The organism is Streptomyces sp. MUSC 14 (assembly GCF_001866675.1).
In the GTDB taxonomy this organism is placed as follows: domain Bacteria; phylum Actinomycetota; class Actinomycetes; order Streptomycetales; family Streptomycetaceae; genus Streptomyces.
Map to the genome: position 1 here is coordinate 85,163 of NZ_MLYN01000028.1, position 18,778 is coordinate 103,940.

At 72.7% G+C, this 18,778-nt stretch carries 17 protein-coding genes and 2 pseudogenes; 8 read left to right on the forward strand and 11 right to left on the reverse strand.

All coding sequences use genetic code 11. The features are described 5' to 3' along the window. Window positions 1-13: 13 nt before the first annotated feature. From BIV25_RS54385 to BIV25_RS19050, 5 genes are all read right to left on the reverse strand, one after another. Window positions 14-97 carry a putative leader peptide gene (locus BIV25_RS54385; RefSeq protein WP_309486338.1) on the reverse strand — a complete coding sequence of 28 codons (84 nt, stop codon included), beginning with the start codon at window positions 95-97 and terminating at the stop codon, window positions 14-16. A gap of 186 nt (window positions 98-283) precedes the next feature. After that, window positions 284-859, reverse strand: a complete 576-nt coding sequence (locus BIV25_RS19035; protein WP_071373543.1) for a GNAT family N-acetyltransferase — start codon at window positions 857-859, stop codon at window positions 284-286. Window positions 860-947: 88 nt separating this feature from the next. Next, window positions 948-2,279 (reverse strand): hypothetical protein, encoded by a 1,332-nt coding sequence (locus BIV25_RS19040; RefSeq protein ID WP_071373544.1) that lies wholly within the window; start codon window positions 2,277-2,279, stop codon window positions 948-950. Between the two features lie 188 nt (window positions 2,280-2,467). Beyond that, entirely contained in the window at window positions 2,468-3,754 is a 1,287-nt protein-coding gene (locus BIV25_RS19045; protein ID WP_177235328.1) for a GAF domain-containing protein, read from the reverse strand. 327 nt (window positions 3,755-4,081) lie between these two features. Next, entirely contained in the window at window positions 4,082-5,719 is a 1,638-nt protein-coding gene (locus tag BIV25_RS19050; RefSeq protein WP_071373546.1) for an acyl-CoA dehydrogenase family protein, read from the reverse strand. Window positions 5,720-5,873: 154 nt separating this feature from the next. Here BIV25_RS19050 and BIV25_RS19055 point away from each other — a divergent pair, with 154 nt between their 5' ends. Further along, window positions 5,874-7,127: a YihY/virulence factor BrkB family protein gene (locus BIV25_RS19055; RefSeq protein WP_177235329.1), complete on the forward strand. Its 1,254-nt coding sequence runs from the start codon at window positions 5,874-5,876 to the stop codon at window positions 7,125-7,127. 75 nt (window positions 7,128-7,202) lie between these two features. Here BIV25_RS19055 and BIV25_RS19060 read toward each other — a convergent pair whose 3' ends face one another. Next, window positions 7,203-8,048 (reverse strand): NmrA family transcriptional regulator, encoded by an 846-nt coding sequence (locus BIV25_RS19060; protein WP_071373547.1) that lies wholly within the window; start codon window positions 8,046-8,048, stop codon window positions 7,203-7,205. A gap of 81 nt (window positions 8,049-8,129) precedes the next feature. On the opposite strand from BIV25_RS19060, the pseudogene BIV25_RS19065 reads away from it, so the two are divergent. The 3 genes and pseudogenes from BIV25_RS19065 (at window position 8,130) to BIV25_RS19075 (ending at window position 10,923) form a co-directional block, all read left to right on the forward strand. Continuing rightward, window positions 8,130-9,107, forward strand: a pseudogene (locus tag BIV25_RS19065) (AraC family transcriptional regulator). Between the two features lie 192 nt (window positions 9,108-9,299). Continuing rightward, entirely contained in the window at window positions 9,300-10,136 is an 837-nt protein-coding gene (locus tag BIV25_RS19070) for a VC0807 family protein (protein WP_256255919.1), read from the forward strand. Between the two features lie 100 nt (window positions 10,137-10,236). Next, on the forward strand, window positions 10,237-10,923 hold the full coding sequence (locus BIV25_RS19075; RefSeq protein WP_079176725.1) for an AraC family transcriptional regulator: 687 nt from the start codon (window positions 10,237-10,239) through the stop codon (window positions 10,921-10,923). Here the strand turns inward: BIV25_RS19075 and BIV25_RS19080 are convergent. Continuing rightward, window positions 10,897-11,307: a VOC family protein gene (locus BIV25_RS19080; RefSeq protein ID WP_071373548.1), complete on the reverse strand. Its 411-nt coding sequence runs from the start codon at window positions 11,305-11,307 to the stop codon at window positions 10,897-10,899. The two genes, BIV25_RS19075 and BIV25_RS19080, sit on opposite strands and share 27 nt — an antisense overlap. 246 nt (window positions 11,308-11,553) lie before the next feature. On the opposite strand from BIV25_RS19080, the gene BIV25_RS19085 reads away from it, so the two are divergent. Beyond that, window positions 11,554-12,417, forward strand: coding sequence for an oxaloacetate decarboxylase (locus BIV25_RS19085; protein WP_071373549.1), 864 nt, complete (start codon window positions 11,554-11,556; stop codon window positions 12,415-12,417). Then, window positions 12,414-12,680, forward strand: a complete 267-nt coding sequence (locus tag BIV25_RS19090; protein WP_177235330.1) for a hypothetical protein — start codon at window positions 12,414-12,416, stop codon at window positions 12,678-12,680. Before BIV25_RS19085 ends, BIV25_RS19090 begins: the two co-directional genes overlap by 4 nt. Window positions 12,681-12,776: 96 nt before the next feature. On the opposite strand, the gene BIV25_RS19095 is transcribed toward BIV25_RS19090, so the two are convergent. Next, complete coding sequence (locus BIV25_RS19095) at window positions 12,777-12,980, reverse strand: hypothetical protein (protein WP_071373550.1); 204 nt, start codon at window positions 12,978-12,980, stop codon at window positions 12,777-12,779. A 549-nt stretch (window positions 12,981-13,529) separates the two neighbouring features. Between BIV25_RS19095 and BIV25_RS19100 the strand changes: the two are divergent. After that, a pseudogene (locus BIV25_RS19100) lies at window positions 13,530-14,170 on the forward strand (alginate lyase family protein); the annotation flags it as partial. Window positions 14,171-14,302: 132 nt separating this feature from the next. Next, complete coding sequence (locus BIV25_RS19105; RefSeq protein WP_071373552.1) at window positions 14,303-15,877, forward strand: carboxylesterase/lipase family protein; 1,575 nt, start codon at window positions 14,303-14,305, stop codon at window positions 15,875-15,877. A 190-nt stretch (window positions 15,878-16,067) separates the two neighbouring features. Here the strand turns inward: BIV25_RS19105 and mmuM are convergent, their stop codons facing one another. The 3 genes from mmuM to BIV25_RS19120 all read right to left on the reverse strand — a co-directional run bounded on the left by mmuM (window position 16,068) and on the right by BIV25_RS19120 (window position 18,762). Then, window positions 16,068-16,997 carry a homocysteine S-methyltransferase gene (gene mmuM, locus BIV25_RS19110; protein WP_071373553.1) on the reverse strand — a complete coding sequence of 310 codons (930 nt, stop codon included), beginning with the start codon at window positions 16,995-16,997 and terminating at the stop codon, window positions 16,068-16,070. A 188-nt stretch (window positions 16,998-17,185) separates the two neighbouring features. Next, window positions 17,186-17,794 carry a DJ-1/PfpI family protein gene (locus tag BIV25_RS19115; protein WP_071373554.1) on the reverse strand — a complete coding sequence of 203 codons (609 nt, stop codon included), beginning with the start codon at window positions 17,792-17,794 and terminating at the stop codon, window positions 17,186-17,188. Next, on the reverse strand, window positions 17,791-18,762 hold the full coding sequence (locus tag BIV25_RS19120; RefSeq protein ID WP_071373555.1) for a GlxA family transcriptional regulator: 972 nt from the start codon (window positions 18,760-18,762) through the stop codon (window positions 17,791-17,793). Before BIV25_RS19120 ends, BIV25_RS19115 begins: the two co-directional genes overlap by 4 nt. Between the last annotated feature and the right edge of the window lie 16 nt (window positions 18,763-18,778).

Consider the following 18,778-nt stretch of genomic DNA (forward strand, 5'->3'; position numbering starts at 1 on the left):
GGTGCTGGTGGGCTCAGCTCGCCGGACAGATGGCGCTGGACATGCGGCCGAGGTCGACGTGCCGCCGACTCACCAAGGCAATTCCAGTTCCAGACATGACGGAAGCGTGTCACGGCGATCTGGACACAGTCCAGCTTTATCCATCATGCGGACATCCTTGTCTCGAAATACGGAACAAGGGTGTTGTCGCTCACATGCGCCGCCGAAGGCTTGTCCCGGCAGGTCGCGCCGGGTATGCGGGGGCACGGGGCGCGGTACGGGTCGCCGGGCGGGCTTGACGGGCTCAGGCGGGGTACGCCCCCGGCCACGGACCTGGCGTCGCCACCTCCGGCTCCGGCTCGACCCTCGTGTCGAACAGCGTGAAGCCCCGCCGCTGGTAGTTGGCCATGGCGAACTCGCCGTCCTTGCTGCACGTGTGCAGCCACACCCGCTTCGTCGGCGCCCGCCCCGGCCACCGCTCCGCCAGGTCCCAGGCGCGGGCCGTGCCGTACGACAGCAGATGACCGCCGATGCGCCGGCCGCGGAAGGCGGGGACCAGTCCGAAGTAGACGATCTCCACCACGCCCTCGTCCTGCGCCTCCAGCTCCACGTAACCGGCGGGCGTACCGCGGTCGTAGGCCACCCAGGTCTCCACGCCGGGCCGCGCCAGGTACTCCTGCCACGCGGCGTACGGCCAGCTCAGCCGGTCGGTCCAGCGGATGTCGCCGCCGACCGAGGCGTACAGGAAGCGGCTGAACTCGGGGGAGGGGGCCTCGGCGCGGACGATCCGGACGTCGTCGCCCTCCGGCGCGGCGGCGCTCAGGAGATCAGCCGGGGACGTCTGCTCCAGTGACCAGGTGGTGACGGGGACGCTGCTCATGCGGGCCAGGGAATCATCCCGCCGCGGATCTGTCGATCGCCCTGGTCACCCCGCGTGCTGCCCGCGTGCGGTCCGAGGGGAGAGGGGCTCAGTCCGGTGAGCGGTCCAGCTCGGCCAGCGGCAGGGCGAAGAGCATCCGGTTCGACAGCGACCAGACCTCGCCGGTCTCCTGCCAGTACGACAGCGAGCCCGCGTCCTCGGCCCAGCAGCGGTGTGAGGCGTCCGACCCGCACTGCGCCGCCTTCGCGCCCGTGAGGTCCTGCCGCCACAGTCCGCCGTGTCCGTCCCGGGAACCGGGCAGGCGTCCCACATACCAGGACGGATGGGTCGCTCCGGGCTCCCGGTACGACAGCACGCCCCGGATCCCTGCCGCCCGGGTCCGGTACTCCTCCACCGCGTTCACCCGGCCCGCGGTGTCCGTGGCGAGCAGCCCGCCGCGCCCGGGATCGGTGCTGAAGGCGTACCGCCACAGCCGGGCCGGGCGGTCGCCGCCGGGCGCCGTCCACTCCGCGGCGACCAGGCTGTCGGGCGCCGTGCTCCGGTCCAGGGCGAGCGCGCCGGTGCAGGGCGGCCCGTCGGCGGTGCAGCGGCCGGCGGTGAAGCGGTAGGAGCCGACCGCGGGCATCACGTACTGATAGCCGTCCGCGGACCAGCCGCCCGGCACCCGGCCGATCGCCGGCCCGTCGACATCGGTGCGCTGGATGCGGTCGAGGTCGTAGACGTAGAGCGCGTCGGCGCCGCCGCTCCTGGCGGTGACCAGCAGCTTGTCCTGGTACCAGACCATGCCGGAGATCCCGGAGGCCAGGCCCCGGTAGTTCCGGCCACCGTCGGCCGGCACCACCAGCAGCACCCAGCTGTAGGAGAGGCGGGCGGGGTCGTCGGCGTTCACGAAGGCGACCCGGGCGAGGCCCCGCTCGGCGGCGGGGCCGGCGGTGGTGCTGTGGGTCCAGCCCGCGAGGACCACCCGGTGCGTGCCCCAGACGCCGTCGTCGTCGGCGTCCCCGGAGGTGGTCACCGACGCCGGCCGCCAGGCGCTCGCGGCGTCCGCCGGGTCCCAGCAGTAGGCGCGGGCGACGTCCGGGGCGACGGGCAGGGAGGAGCGGTCGGCGGAGGAGCAGTCGGCGGACTGGTTCATGGTGCGGTCGGCGCCCGCGAGGACGTCGGCCACGCCGACCGGGTTGCCCATCGCCGTGGCCAGCCGGTCCAGCGTGCGGTCGGGGACGAGCTGTTCCCGCAGCTGCAGCCGGCCGGTGTCGGCGGGGGAGGAGAGCGGCTTGAGCGCGCCGGGGCTGTCGGTGACATCCGCCTGGGAGGCGCTGATCAGGGTCGCGGCCGCGGTGAGCGCCAGCGCGGTCCCGGCCAGGACCGCGCGCAGCGCGGCGCCGCGTCTGCGCCGGCGGTGTCTGCCGCGATGCTTCATCTCGTCCCCTCTTTCAGGGCTCCTTCGCCTCCGAGGTGCCTGGGTGGCCCTGTGCGGGCCGAGGCGGGCCAACTGTGCCTGGTGGTCCGTATGTTGACGCCTGGCGCAGTCGGGGAGGCCCTGACAGGATGCTACGGCAGTAACGGCCCGCGCAGGGCGAAGACCCCGCAATTGCGCCCAGGACATCGTCAGGAGGCGGCGGGCGGCATGCCTCCCGGAGTCGTCCGGCGACGCGAGATCGCCGGTGCCGTCGAAGAAAGTAGCAGGTCACGTGGGTCGTCGGGGAGCAGTACCGTCGATTCCACGTCCTCGCGGAAACGATACGGCCGATGCTGGAGAAGTTCCCCGAGGTACCGCCGGACCCGCGACATCTCGGCACGCACCGTCACGGTGCGTGAGGGATCCCCGAACAGGTCCCCGGCGAGCGCCGCCGCACCCCGGCCGGAGCGGTGCTCGGCGAGCAGGTAGATCAACTCCGCGTGCCGAGGACTGAGTTCACGCGACCAGGACCCGGCGGCACCGCTCACCGTCAGCGTGCTGCGCCAGGGCCTGGCCAGATCCAGCACGAGCCGGGTCGCCGTGGCCGCCGGCTCGTCCGCCGCCCGCAGCAGCCAGCCCCCGGCCAGCGGCTCCACCGCGCACGAACCCAGCGAGGGCAGCCACCGCAGGCCCGGCGAGAGCGACTTGGGCAGCGCCACCCGCCGTACGTACGGCATCCCGGACACCGCCGCCGACCAGCCGTCCCGGTCCACCACCAGCGCCCGGCCGTCCAGCCGGGCCAGCAGCGGAGCCGCCACCGACCGCAGCCGCTCCAGCGACTCCAGATGCAGTTCCCGCAGCCGCGCCTCGGCCAGCTTGGCCACCGAGTCCACCCAGGCCAGCGTCGCCGGATGCATCGTCTCCAGCGGGCCGCTGACGTCCACGACACCGATCAGCCGGCCGTCCCGGGGGTCGGTGATCGGCGCGCCCGTACACGTCCAGGAGGCGTGGGACCGTACGAAGTGCTCGGCGGCGAAGACCTGGACGGGCCGGCGCACCACCGCCGGAGTGCCCACGCCGTTCGTGCCGACGACGTCTTCCCGCCAGTCCGCGCCGAGTTCAAAACCGAGGCCGTCCGCCTTGCGCAGCACCGGCGGGGCACCCTCCCGCCACAGCACCCGTCCCTCCGCGTCCGCGACGACCATGATGTGCTGGGCGACGTCCGCGACCGAAAGCAGACCCTCGCGCAGCACCGGCAGCACGTGCCGCAGCGGCGACTCCTCGCGCCGGCGCCGCACTTCGTCCGACGGCAGCAGCCCCGAGCGGAAGTCGTGGTCGGGGTCCACGCCGCTGCGCAGCATGCGCCCCCAGGACTGCTCGATCACCGGCCGCGGCGCGATCCGCGCACGCTGACCGGCGAGCGTGGCCTCGCGCACCTCGTTCAGTACGCGCGCCGCCTGCGCCGCGTCCACGGCGGCCAGGCGCGCCACGTTCATCGGCGGGTTCACCACTGGGGTCCTCCCGGGGAAAGGGCCCGACCGGGCCCGGAAAGGTCTTCGAACGTCCGTGTAAAGCCGTACCGACGGCGGTTTCCGGCCCGGCTGTGCTCCCCCATACTGCCGCGAGGCCTATGGCGGAGGCACATACTCCGCACACGTGGGCCGACAAGTTGCAACCCCTTGCAACCCTGGTGAACCCGTCGAAGGTGGCCGAGACTTGACCCCCCGGGGTGGTGCCGTGTCGGCGCAGCACCACCCCGTCCCTCCGGAGACCTGGCCGAAAACGCCCACGGGGGTGCCGGGTTCGGCGGGGCAAGCGGCGTTTCACGGCACAGGGCGTGCTCGTTCCACGATCGCCGTCAGATCCAGGCCCGCCGGCAGGGTGCCGAAGCTCGCTCCGTGGTCGCCGCCCAGGCGCGAGGCGCAGAAGGCGTCGGCGACCTCCGGCGGGGCGTGGCGGACCAGCAGCGAGCCCTGGAGGACCAGCGCGAGACGCTCCACCAGGCGACGCGCGCGGGCCTCGATGCGGTCCAGGTCGGCGAGTTCGGTGAACAGGTCCTTCACCGCCCGGTCGAGCCGGTGGTCGGCGCCATGGGCGCGGCCGATCTCGGTCAGACAGGCGTCCAGCGCACCCGGCTCGCGCTGCAGCGCCCGGAGCACGTCCAGCGCCTGGACGTTTCCCGCGCCCTCCCAGACGGAGTTCAGCGGCGACTCCCGGACCAGCCGGGGCAGCCCGGACTCCTCGACGTAGCCGTTGCCGCCCAGGCACTCCGCGGCCTCCACCGCGACGGGCGTACAGCGCTTGGTGATCCAGTACTTGGCGGCCGGCACCGCGAGCCGCAGGAAGGCGCGCTCCTGCTCGCTCCCGTCGTCGTGGGCGGCCGCCAGCCGCAGCGCCAGCGTGGTCGCGGCCTCGGACTCCAGAGCGAGGTCGGCCAGGACGTTGCGCATCAGCGGCTGGTCGATCAGCGCGGCGCCGAACGCCTCCCGGTGCGCGCAGTGGTGCACGGCCTGCGCCACCGCCTGCCGCATCAGCCCCGCCGAACCGAGCGCGCAGTCCAGCCGGGTCGCGGCGACCATGTCGATGATGGTCCGCACCCCGCGCCCCTCCTCGCCGACCCGCCGCGCCCACGTCCCGTCGAACTCGACCTCGGCGGAGGCGTTGGACCGGTTGCCCAGCTTGTCCTTCAGCCGCTGGAGCAGGAACACGTTACGGGTGCCGTCCGCGAGGACCCGGGGCACGAGGAAGCAGGTCAGCCCGCCGGGGGCCTGCGCGAGCACCAGGAAGCCGTCGGACATCGGCGCCGAGCAGAACCACTTGTGCCCGGTCAGCGTGTACGTCCCGGCCTCGGCGAGGGGCCGGGCCTCGGTGGTGTTCGCCCGTACGTCGCTGCCGCCCTGCTTCTCCGTCATGGCCATGCCGAAGAGGGCGCCGGGTTTCCGCTCGGCGGGCCGCAGCTCGCGGTCGTAGACCGTCGACGTCAGCCGCGGCACCCACTGCGCCGCCAGCTCCGGGTCGGCCCGCAGCGCGGGCACGGCCGCGTGGGTCATCGACAGCGGGCAGCAGTTGCCCGCCTCGACCTGGGTCCAGACCAGGAACCCGGCCGCCCGGCGCACGTGCCCGGCGGGCCGCGTCCAGGCCGCCGTCAGCCCCGCCCCGACCCCCTTGCCCAGCAGCCGGTGCCAGGCCGGGTCGAAGTCGACCTCGTCGATCCGGTGGCCGTACCGGTCATGGGTGCGCAGCCGGGGCGGATTCTCGTTCGCCCGCACTCCCCACTCCTGCACCTGCGCCGAGCCGGCGGCACGGCCCAGCACGGACAGCTCCTCGCGCACCTCGTCCAGCACGTCCGGACCGGTGTGGCGCTCGACGGCCGCCACGAGCGCCCGGTCCGCGGTGAACAGGTCGTATCCGGCCAGCGGGGGCGGCTGGTTCGTCACGGTGTGGGTGGAGGTGCCTGCCATGATCGCGAACCTATCCGGGACGGTGCTGGTGGTGGCCTCCAGCGTGGCACAGCGGCGGGTACCAGGGGGACAGAAGGCGATCAATGGGGCCGTGGAGCGGAGCCGACCGGGCCGGAAGGTGAGGCGGGTCCGGTGCTGCGGATACCGTTGGCTCGTGCAGCCAGCAAGTGAACCCCCCACGCGGCCCGCCGGTCGCCTCCACCGGGCCAGAGCCCTCTACCGGAACGTCTCCAAGCGCAGGACCGCCTGGCTGCTGCTCAAGGACACCGTCAACTCCTGCATGGAGTACCGCATCCTGGGCCTCGCCGCCGAGGCCGCGTTCTTCACGCTGCTGTCCGTGCCGCCCCTTCTGCTGTGCCTCATCGGGCTGCTCGCCTACGTCGACACCTGGACCGGCGCCCACAGCATCCAGAGCCTGGAGACCAACATCCTCGACGCCTCGCGGACGGTCCTGTCCGACAAGGGCGTCAAGGACATCACCCAGCCGATACTGCACGACGTGATGAAGGGCGGCCGCCCCGACGTCATCTCCATCGGCTTCGTCTTCGCCCTGTGGTCCGGATCCCGCGCGGTGAACGTCTTCATCGACACCATCACCGTCATGTACGGCCTCGACGGCGTCCGGGGCATCGTCAAGACCCGGATGATGTCGTTCCTGCTGTTCATCGTGGCGCTGCTGATCGGCTCGGTGGCACTGCCGCTGATGGTGGCGGGCCCGGACGCCGTCGTACGGGTGGTGCCCTGGTCGGAGACGCTGGTGCAGGTCCTGTACTGGCCCGTCGTCATCCTCCTGTCCATCGCCTTCCTGACGACCCTGTACCACGTGTCCGTGCCCGTCCGCTCGCCGTGGATCGAGGACGTCCCCGGCGCCCTCGTCGCCCTGGCCATGTGGGTCCTCGGCAGCTTCCTGCTGCGCATCTACCTCGTGCACACCATCGAGGGCGCCACCATCTACGGCTCCCTCGCGGCGTCCGTCGCCGTCCTGTTGTGGATCGGCGTGTCGGCCTTCGCCGTCCTCGTCGGCGCGGCCGTGAACGCGGCGATCGACCGGGTCTGGCCCGCCGCCGCCACGGCCGCCGCCCGCGAGGCGAACGAGCGCGTCCGCGAGGCCCAGGTCGCCGAGTACGTCGCCTGGGCGTCGGCGGCCCGCGAGACCGACCCCGACGACCCCGAGATGCCCTCCGAGTTCCCCGAGCGCTGGTCCCGCTTCCTCCCCCCGGAGGACGTCACGGCCCGCCTGCGCACCCACGCCAAGAACCCGCACCACCACCACGCGCACAACGGGAGCGGTGACCCGCACAAGGGACAGGGACAGGGACAGGGTCAGGGCCATGCTCAGGGTCAGGGTCAGGGCCAAGGGCATGGGCATGGGCCCGGCCCGGGGAGTGCGCCGTCGCAGGGGCAGTGACGGGTGCGCCGGAGAGCAGGCAGGCAGGGACGAAGAGGGGGAGACGAGCAGGGGCGTGCGATGGCCCCCAGCCGCTCAGGGCTTCCACACTCCGTCCGCCGCGGCCTCCCGTACGACGTCACCGAAGTCCCGCGGCTCGCGGCCCAGCACCTGCCGTACGCCGTCGGACAGGTGGGCGTTGTGGCCGTCGAGCAGGGAGGCGAACAGCTCGACCAGGAACTCCACCTCCTCGGGCGGAAGCCCGAACGCGGCCATCCGCTCGCCGTAGTCGCGGGCCGATACCGCCCGGTACGCCAGTTCCCGGCCCGTCGCCGCCGCGATCTCCGCGATCGCCTCGCCGAAGCTCAGCAGCCGCGGCCCGGACACCTCCACCGTGCGTCGTACGTACCGCTCGCCGCCGGTGAGCGCCGCCACCGCCACGTCCGCGACGTCCCGCACGTCGACGAACGGCTCCCGCACCGCTCCGCCCGGGAACACCAGTTCTGCGGCCGCCCGAATCTCCTCGACGAGCGGCCCCTCGCTGAAGTCCTGGGCGAACCACGCGGCCCGCACGACCGTCCACTCGGCCCCGGACTCCGCGAGCGCCCGCTCCGTCGGCCGGGCCCGCTCCTCGCCCCGCGCGGACAGCAGCACCAGCCGCCGTACCCCCAGCCGCACCGCCTCGCGCGCGAGCCCGCCGACCGCCTCGGGGGCGTCCGGCGCGCCCACGTCCAGCGGGTGCACCAGATAGGCCGCGTCGGCGCCACGCAGTGCGGCCTCCCAGGTCGACCGGTCCCGCCAGTCGAAGCCACGCGCGCGTGTGGCGGCACGGACCGTCAGGCCGGCCGCCCGCGCCGCCGCCGCGACCCGGCTCCCCGTACGGCCGGACGCCCCCGTCACGACGACCGTCGACACCTTCGTGTGTTCCGTGTTCTGGGTCATGCCCCCCAGTCAACTGCCGTGCCCCGCACGGGAACATCGCCGATCCGCTCGCTGCCATAAGCGGGCGTCTACGCTGCCTTCATGGACGCACTCGCAGGCCTGCTGGACGGCCCACGCGCGCGTGGCGCCTTCATGATCCGGGCGTGCTTCGACCCGCCGTGGGCTGTCCGCGTGGAGGACGAGGCACCGCTGACGGTGATGCTCATGGCACGCGGCACCTGCTGGATCGTCCCGGACGCGGACGGCGTGCCGGTGCGGCTCGGCCCCGGAGACCTCGCGGTCACGCGCGGCCCGGACCCGTACACCGCCGGCGACGCGCCCGGCACCGCCCCGCAGGCGCTCATCCTGCCCGGCGGCGAGTGCCGCCACCCCGACGGCACCTCCCTGAACGGATCCATGGACCTCGGGGTCCGCACCTGGGGCGACCGCCCCGACGCCGCCACGGTCATGCTCATCGGCACCTACCCGATGCGCGGCGAGATCCACAACCGTCTCCTCGACGCCCTGCCGCCTCTGCTGACCCTGCCGGCCGACGTGTGGGACTGCCCGCTCACGCCCCTGCTCGCGGAGGAGATCGTCCGCGACGAACCGGGCCAGGAGGTCGTCCTGGACCGGCTGCTGGACCTGCTGCTCATCAGCGCGCTACGGGTCTGGTTCTCCCGCCCGGAGGCGGCCGCGCCCGCCTGGTAACGGGCGCTGGCCGACCCGGTCGTCGGCCGCGCGCTGCGCCTGCTCCAGGACGACCCGGCGCACCCGTGGACGGTGGCCGCGCTCGCCGCCGAGGCCGGGGTGTCCCGCGCGGCCCTCGCCCGCCGCTTCAGCGGCCTCGTGTGCGAACCCCCGATGGCCTACCTGACCGGATGGCGGCTCGCCCTCGCCGCCGACCGCCTGCGCGACACCGACCTCACCCTGGAGACGATCGCCCGCCGGATCGGCTACGGCAGCGCGTTCGCCCTCTCCACCGCCTTCAAGCGCGTCTACGGCGTGAGCCCCCAGGAGCACCGGGCGGGGCGGGCCGCTGCGGCAGTTGGCCTCCGAGCGGCGCCGAGCGTCTCGTGAACCGAGGGGCCCTTGGACCGAGGGCTCCTTGAACGGAGGGTCCCTTAAGGGGCGGCGTGCTGGTGATCTCCACCCGCCTCTCCACCCCTGCTCCGATCCGCCCGGTACCGCCTCGGGCCTAGCGTTTTCCGCAGGTCGGCGATCGGCTTTCGGGCCGGCGGGGAAGCGGACGAGAGGGCGGAGGTGCGGGACATGGCATACATGACGCGGCACGCACGACAGCCGGAAACCGGCACGGCGACGGACACGGCGTCCGAGCCGGGAACCGAGCGGGGGACCGAGGCGGCGACTGGGCCGCCGACCGGACCGACGACTGGGCCGAAGCCGGGGACGCGAGCAGGTGGCACGGGCTACGGCCCGCTCCTCGCAACTGCTGTCGACATCGTCCTGCCGCTCGTCGTCTTCTACGCCGCCCGCGCTCTCGGTGCCGGTCAGGCTCCGGCGCTGCTGCTCAGCGGAGCGCCTCCCGCGCTGCGTCTGCTGTACGGCGCGGTCCGGCATCGCCGGATCGACGGGGTGGACCTGTTCTTCACGGTGCTCCTGAGCGCCGCCGCGTCGGTGACCCTGCTCGGCGGCGGACCCCGGGTCCTGCTGTTCAAGGACGCGGCGCTGTCCCTCGTGGTCGGCATCTGGGTGCTCGGCACCGGCTTCACCCGCAGGCCGCTCGCCTTTCAGCTGGGGCAGCGGCTGCACCGGGGGCCGACGGCCCGGGCGCGGGCCGGATTCTGGGAGGGTTCCGCCGAGTTCCGCCGGGCCCTGCGCGTGCTCACCCTGGCCTGGGGCGCCGAGCAACTGCTCGACGGCGGCCTCGGCACCCTCGCCGCCGCCACCCTGCCCACGGACACGGTGCCCCTGCTCACGCGCGTCGTGTCCCTGTCCCTGCTGGCCGTGACGGCCGTGGCCACCGCCGCCTACGCACGCCGGTTCCGCACCCGCCACGGCCTCCCGCTGCTCGGTGCCCCCGGCGACGAAGCCACCGGCATACGCACCTCTGTGGCCGCGCGCGCCGGAGCCGGACAACCGAGCTGACCGCCACCGTCACCGCCGCTGTCGGAGCTTGCGCCCCCACGGGGGCTGCACCCGGTGCCCGACCCCCGGCCGGGCGGCGTGGGCGACGTAGGCTGGCCGTGTGTACGCGGAGCGGGCCTCCCGGCTGACCGGAGCCGTCGTCTGGACGCACACCCCGAGCAGATCCAGGAAGGGGGCGGTGCTCCCCGACGGCTGCATGGACCTGCTGTGGAGCGAAGGGCGGCTGCTGGTCGCGGGACCCGACACCCGCCCCTACGCCCCCGAGGGTCCGGGCCGTGCCTGGGCGGGCATCCGCTTCTTTCCCGGCACCGCGCCCACCCTCCTCGGCGTACCCGCGTACGAACTGCGCAACCTGCGCGTGGAGTTGGCGGACCTTTGGCCCGCCGCCCGGGTCCGCCGGCTGTGCGAGGGCATCGAGGCGGCGCCCGCCGCGGCGACGGCGCTGGAGGAGATCGCCCTGGCCGCGGCCGCGCGGACGGAAGCCCCCGACCCGTTGCTGCGCCGGCTGGTGGAGCGCCTGGACGAGGGCCGCCCGGTGGCTGCGACGGCCGCCGAACTCGGCCTCGCCGCCCGCACGCTGCACCGCAGAAGCATGAACGCGTTCGGCTACGGACCCAAGACCCTGGCCCGGATCCTGCGTCTGCACCGCGCGCTGGCGCTGGCCCGCTCCGGGCTGCCGTACGTCGAGACGGCGATCCGTGCGGGCTACGCGGACCAGTCTCATCTCGCCCGCGAAGTGCGCGAGTTGACGGGCCGGCCGCTAGGGGAGCTGCTCGGCGGCGGATAGCGGGGCGAACAGGTCGACGCCGTTGCCGTCGGGGTCGTGCACGGTGGCGTAACGCTGCCCCCAGAAGGCGTCCCACGGCTTCAGTTCCCCGTGGTGTCCGGCGCCGACGAGGTCCGTGTACACGGCGTCGACCTCGGCGGGGGAGTCACAGCGGAAGGCGAGCCCGACGCGCCCGCCGCCCTGGGGAGGCCGCCAGCCCGGGTGGAAGGAACGGACGGTCTCCTCGGTGTCCAGCGCGAGCACCAGCCCGCCGGGCAACTCGGCCTCGACATGCGGCTGTTCCTCGGCCCCGGGCGGGAAGGCGAGTCCGAGGCGGCGGTAGAAGGCGAGCGAGGCGGCCAGGTCGGAGGCCACCAGCCCGATCACGGCGAATCGTGCGGTCATGAATCCACCGTAGAAAGACGCTGCCCGCCCGGTCTTGAAGAAATCGGCCACCCACACGGAAGACGAGCCCGAGCGGGCACCCTGTGAGCAACGTTTCTGCGGTGAATCGACTCCACCATTGGGGTGAGTAAAGCTCGCATACATGGATGGTCATGTGAGTATCTAGAGATGCTTTCGTTTTGGCAAAGAGCATCGAACGTGCAGCCCGATCGCTCCGCGTCACCCACCCACAGAAGGAGCCGGACCTTGACCTACGGAAACCAGCTGCGCGAGCGCATCGCCGGGCCCGGGACCACACCCCTGATCGGCGTGTACGACATGTACTCGGCGTCCATCGCGGCCAAGCACTACGACGGAATGTTCGTCTCGGGCTTCGGATTCGCGGCGTCGTACTACGGGCTGCCGGACATCGGTTTCATCGCCTGGCCCGACATGGTGGCCTTCGTGCAGCGGCTGAGGGGTGCGTTCCCGCACCACCACCTGCTGGTGGACATCGACGACGGTTACGTCGACCCCGAGGTCGCGTGTCACGTCGTCGAGGGGCTGGAGCGCATCGGAGCCTCCGGGGTGATCCTGGAGGACCAGAAACGGCCCCGTCGCTGCGGGCACGCCGACGGCAAGCAGGTGCTGCCGCTGGAGGAGTACCTGGAGAAGCTGAACAGGATCCTCAAGGCCCGCAAGGACCTGGTCGTCGTCGCCCGGACGGACGCCACCGACGAGCACGACATCCTGCACCGTGCCGAGCGGCTGGCCGCCACCGACGCCGATGTCGTCCTCGTCGACGGGGTGCGCAGCATCGAATGGATCCAGCGCATCCGTACGGTCGTGGGGGACAAGCCGCTGCTGTTCAACCAGATCGCCGGCGGCAAGTCGCCCCGCCTCTCCCTCGGCGAACTGACCGATCTCGGCGTGGACGTGGCGATCTACAGCACCCCGTGCCTGTTCGCGGCGCACGAGGCGATGGACTGCGCACTCGGCGACCTGAAGGCGGCCGACGGCCGGCTGCCCGAGGTGGATCCGGCGAGCGGTATCGGCGTGAAGGCCTCCACCAGCCTGCTGGAGCGCAACATCGCACCCGAGCGGCGCACCGCCGAGGGCGTGGGCGTGTGAGCGGTGCCGTGGTCCGGCTCGGGCGTGCTGTGGTCCTCGCCGCCGCGGTGGCCGCCGTCGGTGCGGCGCCCGCGGCCGCGTCCGACAGCCTGATCACCGTGATCGACAACTCCCACGCCGACTCCTGGCTCGAAGTCGACCGGACCGCGAACATCCAGGCCGGCAGGGGCACGGCCGGCAGCGACCACGACGGCAGCGCCGTGGACGCGATCGAGGCCCTGGTCGGCGGCAGAAACGACCACAAGGAGGTCTGGGAGAACTGAGCGCCCGGGAGCCGCCCGACTGGCGCCGCGCCACACCGGTCCTCGCCGAGGCCAGGCCGGGCCGGTCCGGTCCGGCCTCTCCGTGCACCGGCCGGTTCAGTCCTCGCCCAGGTCGGGGCGGCCGTTCTCGTCGAGTTCGACGTCTTTCTTCGGATCGTGCTCGCCGCCGGGGGTGGTGACGGCGGCGCGGTGCTGTCCGGGGGCGAGCGTGCGGCAGGCGGCGTGGGCCGTGCCGTAGGCGGCGACGAGGGCGACGGCGGTCACCGCGAGGAAGACCGCGGGGCGCAGGGTGGGTTTCATGCCGGAGAAACGATCTCGACGCCGGCGTGGTCACCGGCCTGCCCCCGAACGGGCGTGCCGCATCAGATAGTTGGCCGTACGGCGAGCGGCGCGGCAGTGCTGCCGCGCCGGACCGGCTGGCGCTCCCCGCACGGAGCACAGGAAACCGCCTCTCCGGCCCGCCTTCGGGCCTCGAAAGTCGCGACCGACGCTGCTTCCGCGGCCTGCTCACCGACCGTGCAGAAAACGCTTCCTGAGATAGGTGTGCGTCAACACGACGTGAAGTCATGGGAATTCATGGGATGGCGGCAGCCGACACTTTCGAAACTCCGAACATTGTCGAGTCGATGCCGGGACGGCCGGGGGGACGGCCACTCACTCCGGAGCGCAGTCGAGCCAGAGGTCGGCGAAGTCCGCAGTGAAGGAGGCGTCGACCAGGTCCACCACGGGGACCGCGGTCATGGCGCCGGCTCGTAGGGGCCGGTCGGACGCCGGGAGCGGGACACGTGTACGCGACGCGCGAAGCCGGTGCCGCCCTCGGCGAACGGCAGGACGTACCAGCCGTCTCGCCTCGCCGCCGGCATCTGTGGCCGGGAGCTCGCTGACGCCGCCGAAGTCATGCGGGACCACAGCCCGTTCGACCTCGCCGCATTCCAGGAGATGATGACCAACGTCTTCTGCCCGCTCAACAACCAGTTCCTCACCGGCCACAACGACGCCTGCATCACCAATTACTGGGCCGACTGGGACCTGTGCCACATGGCCTCCGTCCTGGCCATCGGCATCCTCAACGACGACGCTGCCACGTACGACCAGGCCGTCACCTACTTCAAGTCCGGCGCGGGCGACGGCTCCATCGAGCACGCGGTGCCGCACCTCTGCACCGACAGCGACGGCTCCGCCCTCGGCCAGTGGCAGGAATCCGGCCGCGGCCAGGGCCACACCGTCAAGGGCATGGGCCAGATGGGCGCCGTCTGCGAAATGGCCTGGAACCAGGGCGACGACCTCGACTCCCAAGGCGACCGCCGCTTCGTGAAGGCAGCCCAGTACGTCGCCGAGTACAACACCGGCCGGAGCGTCCCCTGCGCCACCTGCAGTACATCTCCGCCATGCACGACGACTTCGTCGCCCCCGAGGGCGGCGGAGACTCCGGCTCGACCGGCGGCGGCTGCGACCAGCTCGACTTCGGCACCCTGATGCACATCAAGTAGCAACAGAGTCACACTCCGTGCTCGAGTAGCTCGAACGGCCCTCCCGCGCGCCCGTGCACCGGAATACCGGACGCGCCTGTGGTGCTCTGATGTTGCACGGTGCACGAGTGCGCGGCGAAGGACTGGTGGGCGATGACGGCAGACCGGACGAACCCCGAGGTCAGTACGGCGTACGGGAACGTACGCGGCCGGTACGAACACGACGTCGCCGTGTTCCGGGGCATCCCCTACGCCGCCCCGCCCTTCGGCCCCCGGCGCTTCCGCCCACCCGAGCCGCCCGAACCCTGGGACGGCGTGCGCGACGCCGGCGCCTTCGGACCCACCGCGCCGAAACCGCCGTACTCCGAGGCCTTCGCCCCATACCTGTCCGACCCCGAGATCCCCGGCGACGACTGCCTCAACCTCAACGTCTGGACCCCCGACCCGGACCCCGGCGCCCGCCTCCCCGTCCTGCTCTGGCTCCACGGCGGCGCCCTGACCAGAGGATCCTCCGCCGTACCCGTCTACGACGGCACCGCCTTCGCCCGCGACGGCGTCGTCTGCGTCTCCGTCAACTACCGCCTGGGCGTGGAAGGTTACGGCCTCTTCCCCGACGCACCGCCCAACCCCGGCCTGCGCGACCAACTCGCCGCACTGCGCTGGGTCCACGACACGATCGGCGCGTTCGGCGGCGACCCGGACCGGATCACCCTGTGCGGCCAGTCGGCCGGCGCCATCAGCGCCGGCGCCCTGCTCGCCGCCCCCCAGAGCCAGGGCCTCGTCCGGCGGGCGGTCCTGCAGAGCGGCCCGCCCGAGGTCCTCGACCGCGACAAGGTACGGCGCATGGTGCGCCGCATGGCCAACCGGCTGAAGATCCCCGCCACCGCCGAAGCCTTCGCCGCCGTCGACCGCGAACTGCTGCTGCGCACCCAGGCCGAGGTCGGCCGGCTCAGCAGCCCGGTCCTCGGCGGACCCGCCTTCGGCATCGTGGTGGACGGCGACCTCGTACCCCGCGACCCGCTGGAGTCGCTCATCGACGGCGACGCGGCCCGCGGCGTCGACCTCCTCACGGGCTGGACACGCGACGAGTACCGGCTGTGGCTCGTCCCCGGCGGCCTGCTGGAACGGATCGACCGGCTCGGGCCCGTCGCCCTCGCCGGCGCCATGGCCCGCTGCCACGCCGGCCACGAGGTGCCCCGCGGCTACCGCGCCCTGAACCCCGACGCCGGCACCGCCGAGATCGTCGGCCAGATGGTCACCGACCACCTGCTGCGCGTCCCACTGCACCGCCTCGCCGACGCCCGCCCCGGCACCTCGTACCTCTACGAGTTCGCCTGGCCCTCCGGCCTCCCCGACCTCGGCGCCTGCCACGCCCTGGAACTGGGCTTCGTCTTCGACACCGGCGCCGCCCCCGAATCCAGAAAACTTGCCGGAGAAGACGCCCCGCCCGACCTGTGCACGCAGATGCACACGGCCTGGGTACGCTTCGCGACGACCGGGGACCCGGGCTGGCAGGCCTGGGATGCGTCCCACCCGGTGCGGATCTTCGGCGACGGTGGACCGTATACCGCATACGGTCCACGGGATACGGAAGTCGCCCTCTGGTCGACCGTCCCCACCTCCGCCGCCCCGGGACCCGGCCCCACCGCGGAGATCCGAGCCCCCGGCGCCGAATGGGCGGCGGCGGTAAGGCGATTGAGGCGCTCGGTGGGGGCGAGGCGGAGGTGATTGTCTGCGATCTGCGATCTGCGATCTGCGATCTGCGATCGACGGTCTACCGTCTACCGTCTACGGTCGGCGGTCGCCAGTGGATTGTCTACAGTCGTCGATGGTCACCCCGACGCGCGGGCGGGCCGCCAGGTCTCCAGACCGCCAGACGGTGACCGTCAGGCGGCGTGACCGCCAGACGCCGTGACCGTCAGACCGCAGCCAACGCCTGCCGGATCGACGCGATCGCCTCCGGCCCCACCCGGCAGCACCCCCCGATGAGCCGCGCACCCGCGTCCCGCCACGCCTTCACCTGCTCGGTGGCGAACCTCGACCGTCCCGTCCAGGCTCGCGCCTCCGCGTCCCAGGTCTCCCCGCTGTTGGGGTAGACCACGACCGGCTTGCCGGTGACCCGGGCGGCGATCTCCGTCGCGGGCTCGACGTCTTGCGGGGCGCAGCAGTTCACGCCTACCGCGATCACCTCCTCCGCCTCCGCGGCCAGGGCGAACGCCTCCTCCAGGGGCTGCCCGGCACGCGTGTGCATACCGTCGACCGTATACGAGAGCCAGGCCGGTACGCCCAGCCCGCGCACCGCCCGGAGCAGCGCGGCGCCCTCGTCGGCGTCGGGAACCGTCTCCAGCGCGAAGACGTCCGGCCCGGCGCCGGCCAGCGCCTCCATGCGCGGCCGGTGAAAGCGCTCCAGCTCGGCCACGCTCAGCCCGTACCGGCCGCGGTACTCGGCCCCGTCCGCGAGCATCGCCCCGTACGGCCCGACCGAGGCCGCCACCCACAGCGGCCGTGCGACGCCCGCGTCCCCCGCCCGCCGGGCGGCCGTACGGGCCAGGTCCACGCTCCGTGCGAGGAGCCGCGCCGCCTCGTGGTGGCCGGTGCCGCGCCGGGCGAAACCCTCGAAGGTGGCCTGGTAGCTGGCGGTGATCGCGACGTCCGCGCCCGCCAGGAAGTAGGCGAGGTGCGCTTCGGTCACCGCGTCCGGCCGCTCCGCCAGCAGCCGCGCCGACCACAACTCGTCGCTCAGGTCGTGCCCGGCCGACTCCAGCTGGTTGGACATGCCGCCGTCGAGCACGACCGTCCCGTCGGCGAGGGCACCGGCGAGACTGAGGGAGGTGTTGCTGCTGGTCATGACATGACGCTAGTCGAAACGGAGCCGGGCCGGGCAGCCGCGTCCAGCACGTGAGTGCTTCTCGAGTACTTCTCGATCGGCTCTGCGCCCCCAGGAAACCCTGCGAGTGCCGGCCTTGTGTGCAGTGTGCGAACAGGTCGCCCAGCACGTGGACCACACGGTTCTGGGCGACGGCGCTCACCAGGCTGTCAGACGGCGACCACCGGTTCGTCGGCGAGGTAGGGCGGGGCGGGTTCGTACTGGATGTACCGGCGTACGGCGCGGGCGTGGTCGCGGCCGTGGAGGCGGCCGACGAGCCACAGGGCCATGTCGATTCCGGCTGAGACGCCCTGGCTGGTGACGAGGTTCCCGTCGATGACGTAGCGGGCGTCGCGGACGACGGTGATGTCGCCGCGGGCCTGCAGGGTGTCCTCGAACTGGTGGTGGGTTGCGACCTTTCGGCCGCGGGCCGGGCCTGCCTCGTGCAGCAGCAGGGCCCCGGTGCACACGCTGGTGGTCCACGCGGCGTCGGCGGCGGTGGTGCGGATCCAGTCGATGAGCTTGGGGTTGGACACTTCGTGGCGGGTTCCGTTGCCGCCCGGGACCAGCAGTACGTCCAGCGGAGGGTGGTCGTCCAGGGTGTGGTCCGGCAGGACCCGCATGCCCTTGTTGCAGCGGACGGCGCCGGGGTGTTCGGCGATGAGGAGCACGGTGTCGGTGTGTCCGCGCAGCATCGAGGAGGCGGTGAACACCTCCCACGGCCCGGTGAAGTCCAGCTCCTCCGCTCCGTCGAAGATCAGTATCCCGTAGGTGGTCATCGGTACTCCTCGGTGGACCGGAATCGGTCGCGGTAGTCGGACGGGGCGACACTCAGATGCCGGTGGAAGGCGCGGCGCAGCGTCTCCGCGGTGCCGAAGCCGTACCGGCGCGCGATGGTCTTGACGGGGTGGGAGCTCTCGGCGAGCGCCCGTTTGGCGGCCTCGATGCGTACGCCCTCGACGTACGTCGCGGGCGGGATGCCGAGCTCGGCGGTGAACCTGCGCTGGAGATGACGGGGGCTCAGACCGGCGTGCGCGGCGAGATCGTCGATGCCGTGCCGGGCACCGGGACCGCGGTGGATCGCCGTGACCACGGCGCGGACGGGGTCGCTGGCCGGCTGCGCGGACCACAGCGCCACGCTGAACTGCGACTGGCTGCCCGGGCGGCGCAGGAACAGCACCATCTCCTGCGCGACGGCGTGGGCGACCTTGTGGCCCACGTCGTTCTCCACCAGAGCGAGTGCCAGGTCCATGCCCGCCGTCACCCCGGCCGACGTCCACACCCGCCCGTCCCTGAGGAAGATCGGATCGCAGTCGACGACCAGTTCGGGATGCTCCCGGACGAGCTGCTCCTCGCGCGCCCAGTGCGTGGTCACCCGCCGCCCGTGAAGCAGTCCGGCGGCGGCCAGCAGGAACACCCCGCTGCACACCGCGGTGACGCGCCGGGCGGTGGCTCCCGCGGTGGCGATCCAGCGTGTCAGCGCCGGATCGTGCCGGGCCCGGTCGACTCCGTCGCCGCCGGCCACCACCAGTGTGTCGATTCCGGCAGGGTCCAGATCGGCCACCCCGTAGGGGGCGTGCACCGGAACACCGCTGCCGGACCGCACCGGGCCGGGCAGCGGTGCCGTGATCCGGCAGGAGTATCCGCCGGTGAGCCGGTGGGCGTGCTGGAACACCTCGTGCGGGCCGAAGAGATCCAGAGGCTGGAAACCCTCGAAGACGACGAAAACGATACGGCGCTGCTTCACCCCTCCACCCTGTGAT